Genomic DNA, 15911 nt, shown 5'->3' with positions numbered 1-15911 from the left:
GATCAGGGCCCTCATCCAGTACCAGCTTCCCCCCGCCTGAGCACCGGCCGCGCGGCGGCGAGCGCCGGCGCGCGGCCGCGCGAAACCGGGGCCGCACGCCGCGCGCGGGGGCGCGCAACCGTCCCCGGACGCGGCGCACACATACACAGCGCGGTGGCGACGCCCGCCCGACCGGCGGAGGCGTGGCGGGCCGTCATGCGAGAAAGGCAAGGCAAGCGTGGACTACAAGCTGACGCGGAAGAGCCAGGACGCCCTGTCCGCCGCCATCCGGCGCGCCGCCGCCGAGGGCCACCCCGAGGTGGCACCGGCCCACCTGTTCACCAGCCTGCTCTCCCAGACCGACGGCACCGCCGTGCACCTGCTGGAGGCCGTCGGCGCCGACTGGAAGAAGCTGCGCGCCGAGGCCGAGAACCAGCTCGAAGGCATCCCCAAGGCGCAGGGCGCCACCGTGAGCGCGCCCAGCACCTCACGCCAGCTCCTGGTCGTGCTGAACACCGCCGCGGCGCGGGCCAAGCAGCTCGAGGACGAGTACGTCTCCACCGAGCACCTGCTCGTCGGCCTCGCCACCGACGGCGGCCCGGTCGCCACCCTGCTCAAGGGCCAGGGCGCGAGCCCGAACGCCTTGCTCGAAGCGTTCGACAAGGTGCGCGGGCACGCCCGGGTCACCAGCGAGAGCCCCGAGGACACCTACCGCGCGCTGGAGAAGTACGGCGTCGACCTCACCGAGCACGCCAGGGCGGGCCGGCTCGACCCCGTCATCGGCCGCGACAACGAGATCCGGCGCGTCGTCCAGGTGCTCAGCCGCAGGACCAAGAACAACCCGGTGCTGATCGGCGAGCCGGGCGTCGGCAAGACCGCCGTCGTCGAGGGGCTGGCCCAGCGCATCGTGGCCGGCGACGTCCCCGAGAGCCTGCGCGGCAAACGCCTGGTCTCCCTCGACCTCGGCGCGATGGTCGCGGGCGCCAAGTTCCGCGGCGAGTTCGAGGAGCGGCTCAAGGCCGTGCTCACCGAGATCAAGGAGAGCGACGGCCAGGTCGTCACGTTCATCGACGAGCTGCACACGGTGGTCGGCGCGGGCGCGGCCGAGGGCTCCATGGACGCCGGCAACATGCTCAAGCCCATGCTGGCCAGGGGCGAGCTGCGCATGATCGGCGCCACCACCCTCGACGAGTACCGCGAGCGCATCGAGAAGGACCCCGCGCTGGAGCGGCGGTTCCAGCAGGTCTACGTCGGCGAGCCCACCGTCGAGGACACCATCGCCATCCTGCGCGGGCTCAAGGGCCGCTACGAGGCCCACCACAAGGTGCAGATCTCCGACAGCGCCCTGGTCGCCGCGGCCACCCTGTCCGACCGCTACATCACCGCGCGGTTCCTGCCCGACAAGGCCATCGACCTCGTCGACGAGTCCGCCAGCCGCCTGCGCATGGAGATCGACTCCCGCCCGGTCGAGATCGACGAGCTGCAGCGCGCCGTCGACCGGCTCAAGATGGAGGAGCTGGCGCTGGCGAAGGAGACCGACGAGGCGGCCATCCAGCGGCTCGAAAGGCTGCACAAGGAGCTGGCCGACCGCCAGGAGGAGCTCGACGCGCTGGTGGCCCGCTGGCAGCGCGAGAAGGCCGGCCTCAACCGGGTCGGCGAGCTGAAGAAGCAGCTCGACGAGGCCCGCTCGGCGGCCGAGCGCGCGCAGCGCGACGGCGACTTCGAGGCCGCCTCCCGCCTGATGTACGGCGACGTGCCGCGGCTGGAGAAGGAGCTGGAGGAGGCCAGCGCGCACGCGCAGCCCGAGGACCCCATGGTCAAGGAGGAGGTCGGCGCCGACGACATCGCCCAGGTGATCTCCGCATGGACCGGCATCCCGGCCGGGCGCCTGCTGGAGGGCGAGACCGCCAAGCTGCTGCGCATGGAGGACGAGCTCGGCCGCAGGATCGTCGGGCAGCGCGAGGCCGTGCGCGCGGTGTCCGGCGCCGTGCGCCGGGCGCGCGCCGGCGTCGCCGACCCCGACCGGCCGACCGGCTCGTTCGTGTTCCTCGGCCCCACCGGCGTGGGCAAGACCGAGCTGGCCAAGGCGCTCGCCGAGTTCCTGTTCGACGACGAGCGCGCCATGACCCGCATCGACATGAGCGAGTACAGCGAGAAGCACAGCGTGGCGCGCCTGGTCGGCGCCCCGCCCGGCTACATCGGGTACGAGGAGGGCGGCCAGCTCACCGAGGCGGTGCGCCGCCGGCCGTACACCGTGGTGCTGCTGGACGAGATCGAGAAGGCCCACCCCGAGGTGTTCGACATCCTGCTCCAGGTGCTCGACGACGGCCGCCTCACCGACGGGCAGGGCCGCACCGTCGACTTCCGCAACACGATCCTGATCCTGACGTCCAACATCGGGTCGCAGCACCTCGTCGACCCCGCGCTCGACACCTCCGCCAAACGCGACCGGGTGATGCAGGCCGTCCGGGGCTCGTTCAAGCCGGAGTTCCTGAACCGCCTCGACGACGTCATCCTGTTCGACGCGCTCGGCTCGGAGGAGCTGTCGCAGATCGTCGACCTGCAGGTGGCGCGGCTGGCCCGCCGGCTGTCCGACCGCCGCCTGACGCTGACCGTCACGACGGCCGCGCGCGACTGGCTGGCGCTCACCGGCTACGACCCGCTGTACGGGGCCCGGCCGCTGCGGCGGCTGGTGCAGTCGGCGATCGGCGACAAGCTGGCCACGAGCCTGCTGGGCGGCGAGATCCACGACGGGCAGGAGGTCGTCGTCGACCTGGACGCCGACGGCGACACCCTGACCGTCGGCCCCGCGCGGTGAGCGGTTCCGGCTCGGGCCCGTCCGGCGTCCGCGCCGGCGCCGGGCCCGGCGCCGGCGGGCGCGGAGGCATGCCCGGGCCGCCATCCACCCGGCCGTCCGCATGGTAAGGACTTCGCCAGCTTTCGGTTAACGACCCGCCCGGGGCATGCCTCCATGACTACCTTCGGTGCTCGTCCGAGCACGAGAAGTAGTCAGGGAGTCTTCATGCGCACCTCAACCCCGATCCGCGGCGTGCTGGCCGCGGCCGCCGTCACCGCGGGCACGCTCACCGCGGGCGCCTGCCTGCCGGCGGCGGCGGACGCGCCGCCCGCCTCCTGCACGGTCGAGCCGGTCTCCGGCGTGGCCGGCGAGTGCGGGCGGGCCGCCGTTCCCCCGGCCCGCGCCGCGCACCAGGGAGTCCGTAAGTCGACCGGCAACCTGCTCGTCGCCCTGAGGCAGGTCACCCACCCGTCCGGTGCGCGGAGCACCACCGCGATGGCGGGCCTGTACGACCTGCCGGCCGTCATGCGGAGCACCGGGATGCCGCGCCTGCCGCGCGGCGGCCTGCGCGAGACGCGGGCGTACCCCGGCGACACCAGCGGCATCAGCTGGAGCAAGGCCCGGTACGGCGACCGCCCGGCCACGGACGCGACCACGCCGATCGAGGTGCCGCCGGTGTCCGTCCTGGGCGCCCCCGGCGCCGTCCTGGACCCCGCGACCGTGACCGGGCCGCTTCCCGTCGTGGACGTCGACCCCGCCTCGGTGCTCGACCTGACGCCCGAGCTGCCGGGCGGCCTGCCCGTCGAGCCGGTGACCGTCCCCGCCGACGCGTACACGGGCTCCCCGGCGCCCGCCTACCTGCCGCCCGCGGGAACGCCGGCCCCGCGCAGCGGTGAGACGCTCGTCCCGGTCGACGTGACGCCCGCGGTCACCACCGCCGCCGTGACGGTGGACGGGGCGCGCGCGGGCCGCCGCGACGGCTCGGTGTCACTCAGGGTGGGCGGCACGGCGCTGGGACGCGGCAGGGAGCACGTGCTGCGCGTCGACCTCGACCGGCTGCCCTCCGTGCGCGTCCGCTGACGCGCCGGGGCGGCCGCCGGGCGCGTCGAAACCGGCCCGGACCGGCCCCCTCACCCGCCGCCCCACCGGCCCTGCCGGAGGGGCGGCGCGCTCAGCGGGTGAGGTCGAGCAGCGCGTCGAGGTCGTCCTCGGGCAGGCCGAGGTCGACGCGGATGCGGTAACGGGTGCGCAGCAGCGCGTCGCGGGTGCCGCCCGCGGCCTCCCCCGCGACGACGCCCTCGGTGGCCCACTCGTGCGCGCCCCGGAGGTCGCCGTAGGCCAGCAGGGTCTCGGCCACGTGCAGCGCGGTCGCGGCGTCCACCCCGCCCTCGGCCTTGATTGAGCCGACGAGCTCCTGGGCCTCCGCCGGGCGGTCGAGCTCGAAGAGGGTGTCGGCGATGCCGGCCCGGGGGTCGACGCTCACCTCGCCGCCGTCGTCCAGTGCCCGCTGGAAGCATTCCAGCGCCCGCGCCGGTTGCCCCGCCTGCCGCCACTCCTCGGCGGCCAGCACGAGGATCGCGGCACGAGACACCTCTCCGGACGCGTAACCACGCGCCAGGCCGTCGAGCCGGTCGGCCAACGAGGCGTGGTCGTCATCGAGAAGAGCCTGTTCGAGTAGCCGGTCAAGCTGCTCGCGTGTCACATGTGCCACGAGATGAGGTTACCGAGCGGCGCTCCATTTTGTGTGGCCAACCGCAGGCATTACTTCGACCACGATTGGCTCATCGTCGACTACAGACCGTGTGTCGCACGAGACGAGCGGGCATATTCACCTCGCCTTGATGGTCATCCACGCCGTTCGAGGAGCTGCGATGGAATTGTCCTGGCAGACGTCCTTCGCCCTCGCCTGCGCCGCCGTCTTCGCCGCGATCGTCCCCGGAACCCTCGGATACGCCACGGCACGGGTCGAGGGCGCCGACCGGCAACGGCAGGAGGTGGTCCGCCTGCGGGCGGAGCTCCACGCGGCGCGCGGCGCGGTGCGGCAGGTCGACACCGCCTGCCGGCTGGACCCCGCGGACGACGAGTCGTCCCGGGCGGGCGCGGCCCCGGCCGGCGGCGCCTCTCGGCTCGGCGGCCTCCCCATGCCCCACGGCGCCGAACGGCGCGCCCCGAGCGCCGCCCACTGGGACGGCACCGCGCTCGTCCGCGCCGCGAACACCGTGGGGTGGGTCGTGAGCCCGTGGTGGCCGGCGGCCTCCGCGCCCGGCACGCGGGCCGAGCGGTTCCCGCGCCCGTAACCGCCGGGCGGCGGCCCGGGGACGCGGACGCCTCCGCCGATCCGTCCCCGCAGAGCACCCGCCCGTCAGGACGACGGCGGCGCGGCGGGCTCGTGGACGATCTCCCGGGAGCGCAGGCGGCTGGAGACGTACTCGCGGATCAGCCGCTTGGCCTCCTTCACCAGCGGCGGATGGCCCTGCGGGTCGCGGCGGAACGCCAGCGCGAGCACCGCGCCGCCCGCCTCGACGGCGACGGTGAGGGTGACGTCGAGCCCCTCGCTGTCGGCCATGCCGAACTCCTCCAGGAGCAGGCCGCGCAGCCGGCCGGCGATCACGGTGTTGTTCTCGCTCACGGAGTCGAGCAGGTTGAGGTCGACGGCGTCGCCGAAGCGCAGGGAGCGGAACCCTGGAACGGTCCTGTGCATGTCGACGTACTCCTCGATGATGGCGTCCACGGCGTGCCACCAGCCGGAGTAGTCCTCGGTCATGAACCGCCGGCCCACCCTGGCGATGAACAGCTCGACGTTGCGCTGGGTCAGCGCCAGCGTGATCGCCCTCTTGTCGGGGAAGAACTGGTACACCGAGCCGATCGCCACGTCGGCGCGGTCGGCGATGCGCGTGGTCGACAACGCTTCGTAACCCACTTCGTCGAGCAGCTCGGCACAGGCGTCGAGCATGCGCTCGACGCGCCGCGCGCTGCGGCGCTGTGACGGCTTTCGGCGCAGCGGGTTCTGCTGGTCGTCGCTGGGCGGGTCGGTCGGCAGGCCGGGCACAGACTCATATTGCCCTTTCCCGGCCCGGCGGTCAGTCCCTTCCCGGTCGGTCGTCCCTTTTCGCCCCTGTCCGTATTTGCCGTCCCCCGCGCCCGCGCAGGAACAGGGCGGGGTCCGACAGGCGGGCCGTGCCGCGCAACAGGCCCGGTGACAGGCGGGAGAGCAGGTATCCGATCTTGCCTTCGGCGTTGACCGGGACCACCGCGTCGTCGCGGTGGACGGCCCGCAGGATGTGCGCGGCCACTCGCTCGGGCGGGTACCGGCGCCACTCGACCGCCTTCTCCGCGAGGGAACGGTCCTCGCTCCGGTAGACCGCGTTGCGCGCGACCGCGGTGGAGACGATGCCGGGGCAGATGGACGTCACGCCGATGCCCTGGCCCGCCAGCTCGGCGCGCAGGCAGTCGCCGAGCATCTTCACCGCCGCCTTGGCCATGGAGTACGCCGGCAGGATGCGCGAGGGCACGAAGGCGCCAACCGAGGCGACGTTGACGATGTGGCCGCCCTCGCCGCGCTCCACCATCTGCCGCCCGAACAGCCGGCACCCGTGCACGACCCCCCAGATGTTCACGTCGACCATCTTCCGCAGGTCTTCGAGCTCGTGGTCCAGGAACGGCCCGGCGACGATGGAGCCGGCGTTGTTGACGACGATGTCGGGGGTGCCGTGCCGGTCGAGCACGTCCCGCGCGAAGCGCTCCATCTGGTCGGCGCTCGCGACGTCGACCTCGGCCGCGTGGGCGGGGCCGTACCGCCGCCCGATCTCCCCGGCGGTACGGCGGGCGGCCTCCGGGTCGAGGTCGGCGCAGATCACCTCGGCGCCGTGGGAGGCGAAGGCGCGGGCGGTGGCCCGGCCGATGCCGCTCCCCGCGCCGGTGACCACGACCAGCCGCCGGTCGTACGCCTTGCGCCCGGGCGTCACCAGTGCGCGTCCCAGCTCGCGGGAGGGCGGCGTGCCGTGCTCGACGTGCCGGGCGAACTCGGCGATCATCCGGGCGACCGTCCGGGGGTGGCTGCGCTGGGCCCAGTGCCCGGCGGGGATGGCGCGGTGCCACACGCGCGGCGCCCAGCGCTCCAGGGAGGCGGTCAGCCGGGGGGAGACGAACACGTCCTTGCGCGACTCGATGATCTGCACCGGCACCTCGACGTAGGGCTCGGGGCGCGGTGCGCGGCCGGCGAACAGGTTGGCCCGGTAGAGGTTGAGGCCGTTCGTCCCGTCCTGCACCAGGGTGGCGCCCGGGCCGTCCGCGTGCTGATCGTCCCGGCCGGACCGCCGCCGCGCCCGGCCGAGCAGGCGGGGGGCGACCGCACGCCAGGCGAACTCCGGCACGCCGGGCGCCTGGAACGCGGCGATGTACCACGAACGGAGCAGCTGGCCCGCGACGTGCGCGCGGGGGGCGGTCCTGATGAAGGCGGCCCACTGGTCGAGTCCGGGGCCGCCGAGCGAGGTGAAGGAGGCGATGCGCCCGGACAGGCGGTGCGCGGCCTCCCAGCCCTGGATCGACCCCCAGTCGTGGCCGACGAGGTGGACCTTCCGGTCGCCGAGCGTGCTTAGCACGGCCGCCAGGTCGTCCACCAGGCGGTCCAGGGAGTAGGCGTCGCGCTCGCGCGGGGCGCAGGAGCGCCCCGCGCCCCGGACGTCGTACCGCACCACGTGGAAGTCGGTGGCCAGCAGGCCGGCGACGTCGTCCCACACCCGGTGGGTGTCGGGGTAGCCGTGGACGAGCAGCACCGTGGCCGCGTCCGGGTCACCCTGCTCGTAGAGCGCCAGTCGCACGTCACCCGCGTCGATGGTCCGCATACGGCGACTTCCTACCCCGAAGATCGGGCGCGCAACAGCTCCGGCCGTGGAAGCGGCGCTCCCGGCCGGAAAGGCCGCCGCGGACGGCCCGCGAGCCGGCGGGAGACGGGAGGGAACCGGTCAGGGCTCGGCGCGCAGGCCCGCGCAGCCGCGCAGGGAGTCCCAGTTGGTGATGGCCTGCCGCTTGGCGGCGCCGGTCAGCGGGATCGGCACGCCCCCGTTGATGCGCGCGGGGGTCCACTGGTCCTTGAGCACCTTGCGCCCGTCGAGCGTGAGGGTCAGCACACCGGTGGCGCCGGTCTGCGGCCCGGAGTTGTAGAAGACGAAGTTGCCCAGGCCGTAGTTGACGTAGCGGCCCTTGAGGTAGCCGCTGCCGAGCAGGATGTGCGCGTGCCCGCCCACGATGACGTCGGCGCCGGCCGCGATCAGCTTGGGCGCCAGGCCGCGCTGCGCGGGGTTCGGGCACTTCTGCAGCTCGGTGCCCCAGTGCAGGTGCACGATGACGGTGTCGGAGGTCTTCCTGGCCTGCCGGACGGCCTGGATCAGCCGCTGCTCGTTCTTGGCCGAGGCCAGGCCGCCCTGGCCGTTGGTGGCCGTCCACGACTGGATGAACTCGGCGTCGAGCACCTGGGTCGCGCCGATGATGGCCACCCGGTTGCCGTTGACGGTCTTGCGGTAGGGCTTGTAGGCCTCCGCCGCGTTCCTGCCGATGCCGACGACGGGGAACTTCGCGCGGCGGATCGCGGCCAGGGAGTCGCGCAGGCCGCTCTGCATGTAGTCCATGCCGTGGTTGTTGGCCATGGAGGCGACGTCGACGCCGGCGGCCTTGAGGGCGGTGAGCGCGGTGGCGGGCGCGCGGAAGGTGTACTGCTTGCCGGGCGCGGGGGTGCCGCCCGTGGTGATCGCGGTCTCCAGGTTCACCATGGCGAGGTCGGCCCGCCGCAGCACCGAGGCGATCGGGCCGAGGGCGGTGCGCGGGGTGGCGAGGCGGTTCCTGAGGACCCCCTCGAAGTGGACGTCGCCGCCGAAGGAGATGGTGAAGGGCTTGCGCTCCGGCGCCGCCTCCTCGGGAGCCGACTCCGTGGCCGAGTCGGACGCGGGCGCCGGCTTGGCGCTGGAGGCCCCGGGGGAGGAGGACTCGGCCGCCGAGCACGCCGCGGCGGTGGCCGCCAGCGAGGCGGCGAGCACGCCCGCGGCGGCGCGGCGCCATGGGCCGGCCACGGCGGGCCCGTGGCGGGGCGCGGGGGCTGAGGAGGTGGTCAGCGGCGCGTCGGGGAGCGGGGAGGTGGCTGGGTGACTTCTCATCGCTCCAGAGCATGCCATCTTTCCCCCGTCCGGGGACACCGCCACCCGAGAGGGATCACTCCTGACCTTATCTGGGATAATTCCTTAAGTTGAATCATTCAGGTTTAGCCTCTAGTGTGCTGGACATGGGGGATGCCGACCGACTTCGCGAAGCGGGCCTGCGGGTCACCGCGGCTCGATTGGCGATCATGCGGACCGTCCGGGACGGCGACCACCTTGAGGTGGACGCGGTCTACCGAGGGGTGCGCGAGCGGGTGGGCCAGGTCTCCCTCCAGGCCGTCTACGACGGGCTGCACGCGCTGCACCAAGCGGGTCTCGTCCGCAGGATCGAGCCCATGGGCAGCCCCGCGCGCTACGAGGCCAGGGTGGGCGACAACCACCACCACCTCGTCTGCCGCGCGTGCGGCACGGTGACCGACGTCGACTGCGCGACCGGGCAGGCCCCCTGCCTCGATCCCGTGGACGCCGCCGGCTACCTCGTCGACGAGGCCGACATCACCTACTGGGGCATTTGTCCTAACTGCCGCGTGAAAAGCACCTGAGGGAGCCCACGGCGAAGCCGTGCCCCCTCATCGAGACCCGGAGGATCGCGCGATGACCGAGCGTCCCATCACCACCACGGATGCGGGCATTCCCGCGCCGAGCGACGAGTTCTCGCTCTCCGTCGGACCGAACGGCCCCCTGCTCCTGCAGGACCACTACGTCATCCAGAAGATGGCCCAGTTCAACCGTGAGCGCGTGCCGGAGCGGGTGGTGCACGCCAAGGGCGGCGGCGCCCACGGCATCCTGCAGATCACCGAGGACGTCAGCCAGTTCACCAAGGCCAAGCTGTTCCAGAAGGGCAAGGAGACCGACCTCTTCCTGCGCTTCTCCTCGGTCGCCGGCGAGTTGGGCAGCCCCGACACCCAGCGCGACCCGCGCGGCTTCGCGATCAAGTTCTACACCGAGGACGGCAACTACGACCTCGTCGGCAACAACACGCCGATCTTCTTCATCCGCGACCCGTCGAAGTTCTCCGACTTCATCCACAGCCAGAAGCGCCGCGCGGACACCAACCTGCGCGACCACAACATGCAGTGGGACTTCTGGACGATGTCGCCGGAGTCGGCCCACCAGGTCACCTTCCTGATGACCGACCGCGGCACGCCGACGAGCTGGCGCCACATGCACGGCTTCGGCTCCCACACCTTCATGTGGTACAACGCGGCCGGCGAGAAGTTCTGGGTGAAGTACCACTTCAGGACCGACCAGGGCATCGAGAACTTCACCGACGCCGAGGCCGGCGCGGTGATCGCCCAGGACGCCGACCACCACATCCGCGACCTGCACACCGCCATCAAGAACGGCGACCACCCGTCGTGGACGGTGAACGTGCAGATCATGCCGTTCGAGGAGGCCGCGGACTACCGCTTCAACCCGTTCGACCTCACCAAGGTGTGGCCGCACGGCGACTACCCCGAGATCACGATCGGCAGGTTCACGCTGAACCGCAACCCGGTGAACTACTTCGCCGAGGTCGAGCAGGCCGCGTTCGAGCCGGCCAACCTCGTGCCCGGCATCGCGGCCTCCCCCGACAAGATGCTCCAGGGCCGGCTGTTCTCCTACCCCGACACCCACCGGTACCGCATCGGGGCGAACTACCTGCAGCTCCCGATCAACGCGCCGAAGTCGCCCGTCCACAGCTACAACAAGGACGGCGCGATGCGCTACAGCAACCCGGGCGACCCCGTGTACGCCCCCAACACCGCGGGCGGCCCGGCGGCCGACGCGGCCCTGTTCGCCGGCGAGAACTACCAGGTCACCGGGGAGATCATCCGCAGCGCCTACCAGAAGCACGCCGAGGACGACGACTTCGTCCAGCCGCGCGCCCTGTGGGAGAACGTGCTGTCGGAGGTCGACCGCGGACACCTGGTGAGCAACATCGTTGGCCACGCCTCCTCCCCGGAGGTCACCGGCGACATGAAGAAGCGCGTCGTCGAGTACTGGACCAACGTCCACAAGGACCTCGGCGAAGGCGTAGCCCGCGGCCTGGGCGTCACCCCCTGACCGTCCGGCACCCCCGCGGCTCGCGCCCTCGCGGCGCGGGCCGCTTTGGTTCCCGCCCGCCTCAGCGGGCGGTGATCCACCAGAGCAGCAGCCCGGCCGCTACGGGGACACTCACCATGAGAAGCCATTTCCCGAGGTGCAGCAGGAAGCGCCACCACCAGCCGCGGGCCACTACACCGCCGACGAACTCGTAGTGCCATGCCAGGAGTTTCCGCCTGTTCTCCTCAGCCGTCGGCCCGTACACCTCATACCGGACGTAGGACCGGAAGACCCCTCGATCGACGGACAACACCACTCTGTCGGGTGAGACGTCCTCGGTATGCAAGCCGTTCACCTCCATATGCACCGACGAGAAGCCGGAGGCACTGAGGTTGTTCTTGATCCAAGACAGGTACCGCTCCACCGGCGTGTGACCAGGAAGCGGCAATCCGAACGACCGGCTGCTCACCGGCGCCCGAGAAGGGGGACGATTCTGCGTCATCACTGTTCCCTGGGTCCGTTCCGAACATGCTGTGCCGAGGTGACGAGTGGGAGCAAGGAGTACCCCGTTGCCCCCGGTGTTCATCGCGGCCGGGCCACCGGCGACATGTCACGAATCTGCTACCTGTGCAATCGAGGCCCCCCTCATCGAGTTCCGAGGTGGTCGAGGCATCCGGTCACGCGCTCCGACCCGTGGGCGTGCAACTTGCAGACGTGCTTGCAGTGCATCTTATGTCGTCTTTACCCGCTTTGGTTGCGATGATGCTTGCACGAGATGTGATCGCGAAAGTGAACGGCGACCGTCCAGGCCCGAAGTTCCCCTAGGCACAGGGGCAACGCGCGTCTAATTCGTCACCGGAGGCACTTGAGCATCATCGATGCTTGATGCAGCGGTCCGTCTTGCGCCCCCGGAGGGACGCAAGACCCTGGCGCTGATTCACGCTTTCAAGCAGGCGAGGAACCTCACCATTTCCCGCCTTGAGACAAGAAGCACCACATCGCCGGCATACTTGCTGTCTCGGATAGCGAAACGACCATGGGTGAGGCACGCGACTTCGACGCAGTTGCCGTTCGCGCTGTAACTACTCTTTCGCCAGGTAGCGTCGATAAGATCCTTGTGCAGGGTCATACGCCCTCCCGTCCAGGACTATAGGCGAGGAGTCCTGACAGTGTGAAGGGGACGGGCGCCCGCTACTGTGACAGATGAGTTGAAGTGGTCGCTGCAGGCGATACCGGGTGAGACCTCGAACCCACCCCCGCTCGTCAACCGAGGCGGGCGGGGCAGCCGCACCGTCCTCAAGCCTTCAGCATCGACGTGAAGCTGATCCACGCCTCCTTCCCCAGGACCAGGTGAGGCCCGTCCGCGTTCTTACTGTCCCGCACTTTTATTCGGCCCTGCCCAGCGGATGCCGTCTCGACGCAGTTTCCATTGGTGCTATAGCTGCTTCTACGCCACTGGCGATCTTTCTCGTTCATCTCATCCATCTTCGTACTCGATTGTCAGGTACCCCCGCGAGCATGCGAGCCATGCCGACGGAGCTCATTTCCAGCGCTCTTCGATGATTCTAGCTATCAACGACCGGGATGCGGCCTCGTCCAACGCCATCGCCAGCAGGTGGTCGAAGGCTCTTTTGTACGCGAAAACCTGCTCCCGGTCCTCGAGCAGCCGTGACCCGAAGAATTCTTCCAGATAAACAGTCGCGGGAAAGTCAGGAAACTGTAAGTATAAGAAAGGGCCTGTAGGCATGAGGGGTGGCGTATCCTGCGCCAGAATCCTCATCTCGACGTGCGGCAGCTCGGATAGCTCGACTATGTGCTCCAACTGTCGCCGCATGACGGTGGCGTCGCCGAACTGGCGCCGCAGCACCGACTCCTCGAAGACGGCGAAGAAACTTACGGGCCTCGGCTCCAGAAGCAGACTCCGCTTGCGCTGCATACGCACCTCGGCGCGATCGCGTTGGGTCTCGGGCGGAATCAATACGACAGGTTGGAGCGAATCAAACAACGCGTCCGCGTATTGCTCGGTCTGCAGGAGACCAGGAACGATCTGGGGTTCCCAATTACGCATCTCCATGGCTTCGGACTCGAGATCGATGAGCTCCATGGTCTCCGGTGGCAGAGAGGCGCGATACTCCTCCCACCAGCCCTTCTGCGCAGCACCGCGCCGAAGCTCCAGGAGTCGCTGGGCGGTCGTCCGGTCGGCGCGGTAGAGCTTCAGAAGATCCTCGACGTCCCTGACGGTGGGAAAGGTCTTCGCTGTCTCGATCCGGCTCACCTTGGCGGCCGACCACTTGAGCCGCGCCGCGACGTCATCACCGATCATGTCGGCGCTCTCCCGTAGCCTGCGCAGCTCTCTACCCATGCGGCGCCGGCGGAGGCTGGGACTCCCACGATCAGGCAACCCGGCCTCCTCGTCGAGACGTCGGACGGTCGGCACACGCACTGAGCCTCCGCCAGGGATCAGACCATCCTAGTGCAAGTTACACTGTCAATTGCACTGCATATGGGTAAGAGAGATTCGCCGATTCGTGATGTGCCGCGCACGCCTGGAAGCTGGAACGAGTAGTTCCCGGCTGGGGCCCGGAGGTCCCAGCCTCGCCTAACTCGGAGGTAATGGACGGGCGCGCACTTCCCTGGGACGCTGGGGCGCGGTAAAGATGGGTTCACGTCTCGAACTCAGGAGGTCGCCCCATGCGCACGGCGCATCGCACCTGCCCGCTGTGCGAGGCCGTCTGCGGCCTCACGCTGACCATCGACGACGGCGGCCGGGTCACCGGTGTGCGGGGCGACGACGCCGACCCGTTCAGCAAGGGCTTCATCTGCCCCAAGGGGGCGAGCCTCGGCCGGCTGGACGACGATCCCGACCGCCTGAGCGGGCCGCTGGTCCGGCGGGACGGCGAGTGGCACGAGGTGAGCTGGGCGGAGGCGTTCGAGGCGGTCGAGCGGGGGCTCGCCCCGATCCCCGGTCCGGCGCGCGCCCTGTACCTCGGCAACCCGAACGCGCACACGATGGCCGGTCTGCTCTACGGCACTCCGCTGGCCCGCAGCCTGGGCACCCGGCAGATCTACAGCGCCAGCACGGCCGACCAGATGCCCAAGCACGTGTCGGCGGGCCTGATGTTCGGACACCCGCTGACCATCCCGGTCCCCGACCTCGACCGCACCGGCTACCTGCTCATGCTCGGGGCCAACCCGCTGGAGTCCAACGGGTCGCTGTGCACCGCGCCCGACTTCCCCGGCCGCCTCAAGCGGCTGCGCGCCCGGGGCGGGCGCCTCGTGGTGGTCGACCCGCGCCGCACCCGCACGGCCGCCCTGGCCGACGAGCACGTCTTCATCCGCCCGGGGACGGACGCGCACCTGCTCATGGGCATCGTCCACACCCTGTTCGCCGAGAACCTCACCGACGTCCGGGTGCCGGTGAGCGGCCTCGCCGAGCTGGAGGCCGCGGCGCGCGACTTCACCGCGCAGGCGTGCGCGCGGGTCTGCGGGGTGCCCGCCGAGCTGGTCACGCGGCTGGCGCGCGAGCTCGCCGCCGCGCCCACCGCCGCGGTGTACTCCCGCATGGGCGCCAGCACGGTGGAGTTCGGCACGCTCACCCAGTGGCTGGTCGACGCCGTCAACGTCCTGACCGGCAACCTCGACCGGCCCGGCGGCGCCATGTTCCCCCGCCCCGCCGCCGAAGGCCCGCCCCGGCGCAAGCCGTACGCCACCGGACGCTGGCACAGCCGCGTGCGCGGCCTGCCGGAGGCCAACGGCGAGCTGCCGGTCGCGACGCTCGCCGAGGAGATCGAGACGCCCGGCGAGGGGCGGATCAGGGCGCTGGTGACCGTCGCGGGCAACCCCGTGCTGTCGGCGCCCAACGGCACGCGCCTGGACGCGGCGCTGGCCGGGCTCGACTTCATGGTCAGCGTCGACCCCTACCTCAACGAGACGACGCGGCACGCGCACGTCATCCTGCCGCCGCCGCGTGTCGTCCAGTCCGCCCACTACGACTTCGCGCTGCTCGGCCTGGCGGTGCGCGACTACGCGCGCTTCTCGCCGCCGGTGGTGCCGCTGGACGACGGGCGGCCCGCCGAGGCCGAGATCTTCGCGCGGCTGGCGATGATCGCCTCGGGACAGGGCGCGGGCGCCGACCCCGCGCTGCTCGACGAGCTCATCCTCGACCAGATGCTGCGCGCGGCGGTCGCCGCGCCGGGATCGCCGGTCGAGGGCCGCGACCCCGCGGAGCTGCGGGCGATGCTGACCGGGGCGACCGGGCCCGAGCTGCGCCTGGACGCCATGCTGCGCCTCGGTCCGTACGGCGACTGGGGCGGGCGCCTGCCCTGGGGCGGGAACGGCTCCGGCGAGGGCATGTCGCTGGCCACGCTGCTGGACAACCCGCACGGCGTCGACATCGGCCCGCTGAAGCCGCGCCTGCCGGCCCTCCTGGCCACCGCCTCGAAGACCGTCGAGCTGGCGCCCGGGCCGATCCTGGCCGACGTGCCCCGGCTCCGCGAGGCGCTCGGGCGCGAGGCCGGCGGGTTCGTCCTCATCGGGCGGCGGCACCTGCGGTCCAACAACAGCTGGATGCACAACGTGGCCCCGCTGGTCGGCGGCACCAACCGCTGCACGCTGCAGATCAACCCCGGGGACGTCGCCCGGCTCGGGCTGGGCGAGCACGCGGTGGTGCGCTCGGCGGCCGGCGAGCTGACCGTCCGCCTGGAGCCGACCGACACGATCATGCCGGGGGTGGTGAGCCTTCCGCACGGCTGGGGCCACGCCGGCACGGCGCAGCTCGTCGCCGCCAAGAACGCGGGGGTGAGCGCCAACGCGCTGACCGACGAGTCGGTGGTCGATCCGCTGTCGGGCAACGCCGTGTTCAACGGCGTGCCGGTGACCCTCTCTCCCGCCTGAGAGCACCGGGGCCGGCTGAGCGGTGTTCTCCTTGGATCTCGGGGTACGTCCCAAGGCAGAGGGGGCGA

14 protein-coding genes are annotated in these 15911 nt (G+C 71.3%); 6 read left to right on the top strand and 8 right to left on the bottom strand.

From position 1 onward, the window contains the following. The first annotated feature begins 217 nt into the window (after nt 1–217). On the top strand, nt 218–2797 hold the full coding sequence (gene clpB / locus PYR91_RS15110; RefSeq protein WP_279780435.1) for an ATP-dependent chaperone ClpB: 2580 nt from the start codon (nt 218–220) through the stop codon (nt 2795–2797). Between the two features lie 204 nt (nt 2798–3001). Then, a complete protein-coding gene (locus PYR91_RS15105) occupies nt 3002–3856 on the top strand; it encodes a hypothetical protein (RefSeq protein ID WP_279780434.1) in 855 nt (284 codons plus the stop codon). Nucleotides 3857–3947: 91 nt separating this feature from the next. Here PYR91_RS15105 and PYR91_RS15100 read toward each other — a convergent pair whose 3' ends face one another. Beyond that, on the bottom strand, nt 3948–4487 hold the full coding sequence (locus PYR91_RS15100; protein ID WP_279780433.1) for a tetratricopeptide repeat protein: 540 nt from the start codon (nt 4485–4487) through the stop codon (nt 3948–3950). Nucleotides 4488–4647: 160 nt separating this feature from the next. Between PYR91_RS15100 and PYR91_RS15095 the strand changes: the two genes are divergently transcribed. Continuing rightward, a complete protein-coding gene (locus tag PYR91_RS15095) occupies nt 4648–5073 on the top strand; it encodes a hypothetical protein (RefSeq protein ID WP_279780432.1) in 426 nt (141 codons plus the stop codon). A 65-nt stretch (nt 5074–5138) separates the two neighbouring features. On the opposite strand, the gene PYR91_RS15090 is transcribed toward PYR91_RS15095, so the two are convergent. The 3 genes from PYR91_RS15090 to PYR91_RS15080 all read right to left on the bottom strand — a co-directional run bounded on the left by PYR91_RS15090 (nt 5139) and on the right by PYR91_RS15080 (nt 8925). Beyond that, nucleotides 5139–5825, bottom strand: a complete 687-nt coding sequence (locus PYR91_RS15090; protein ID WP_279780431.1) for a TetR/AcrR family transcriptional regulator — start codon at nt 5823–5825, stop codon at nt 5139–5141. Nucleotides 5826–5856: 31 nt separating this feature from the next. Next, a complete protein-coding gene (locus PYR91_RS15085) occupies nt 5857–7620 on the bottom strand; it encodes an SDR family oxidoreductase (RefSeq protein ID WP_279780430.1) in 1764 nt (587 codons plus the stop codon). Between the two features lie 120 nt (nt 7621–7740). After that, a complete protein-coding gene (locus tag PYR91_RS15080) occupies nt 7741–8925 on the bottom strand; it encodes a CapA family protein (RefSeq protein WP_279780429.1) in 1185 nt (394 codons plus the stop codon). Nucleotides 8926–9050: 125 nt separating this feature from the next. Between PYR91_RS15080 and PYR91_RS15075 the strand changes: the two genes are divergently transcribed. Together PYR91_RS15075 and PYR91_RS15070 are read left to right on the top strand one after the other, a co-directional pair. Then, nucleotides 9051–9467, top strand: a complete 417-nt coding sequence (locus tag PYR91_RS15075; protein WP_279780428.1) for a Fur family transcriptional regulator — start codon at nt 9051–9053, stop codon at nt 9465–9467. A 52-nt stretch (nt 9468–9519) separates the two neighbouring features. Further along, nucleotides 9520–10971, top strand: coding sequence for a catalase (locus PYR91_RS15070; RefSeq protein WP_279780427.1), 1452 nt, complete (start codon nt 9520–9522; stop codon nt 10969–10971). A 61-nt stretch (nt 10972–11032) separates the two neighbouring features. Here the strand turns inward: PYR91_RS15070 and PYR91_RS15065 are convergent, their stop codons facing one another. The 4 genes from PYR91_RS15065 to PYR91_RS15050 form a co-directional block, all read right to left on the bottom strand. Next, entirely contained in the window at nt 11033–11374 is a 342-nt protein-coding gene (locus PYR91_RS15065) for a hypothetical protein (RefSeq protein WP_279780426.1), read from the bottom strand. A gap of 513 nt (nt 11375–11887) precedes the next feature. Then, nucleotides 11888–12079: a DUF397 domain-containing protein gene (locus tag PYR91_RS15060; protein ID WP_279780425.1), complete on the bottom strand. Its 192-nt coding sequence runs from the start codon at nt 12077–12079 to the stop codon at nt 11888–11890. Nucleotides 12080–12246: 167 nt separating this feature from the next. Then, entirely contained in the window at nt 12247–12426 is a 180-nt protein-coding gene (locus PYR91_RS15055; RefSeq protein ID WP_279780769.1) for a DUF397 domain-containing protein, read from the bottom strand. 64 nt (nt 12427–12490) lie between these two features. Continuing rightward, nucleotides 12491–13312, bottom strand: a complete 822-nt coding sequence (locus tag PYR91_RS15050; RefSeq protein ID WP_279780424.1) for a helix-turn-helix transcriptional regulator — start codon at nt 13310–13312, stop codon at nt 12491–12493. 329 nt (nt 13313–13641) lie between these two features. Between PYR91_RS15050 and PYR91_RS15045 the strand changes: the two genes are divergently transcribed. Next, nucleotides 13642–15843: a molybdopterin-dependent oxidoreductase gene (locus PYR91_RS15045; protein ID WP_279780423.1), complete on the top strand. Its 2202-nt coding sequence runs from the start codon at nt 13642–13644 to the stop codon at nt 15841–15843. Nucleotides 15844–15911 lie beyond the last annotated feature (68 nt).

It is taken from the genome of Sphaerisporangium sp. TRM90804, from assembly GCF_029846175.1.
In the GTDB taxonomy this organism is placed as follows: domain Bacteria; phylum Actinomycetota; class Actinomycetes; order Streptosporangiales; family Streptosporangiaceae; genus Sphaerisporangium.
Note: the sequence above shows the minus strand (reverse complement) of the source record. Positions and strands in the feature narration are given on the sequence as shown.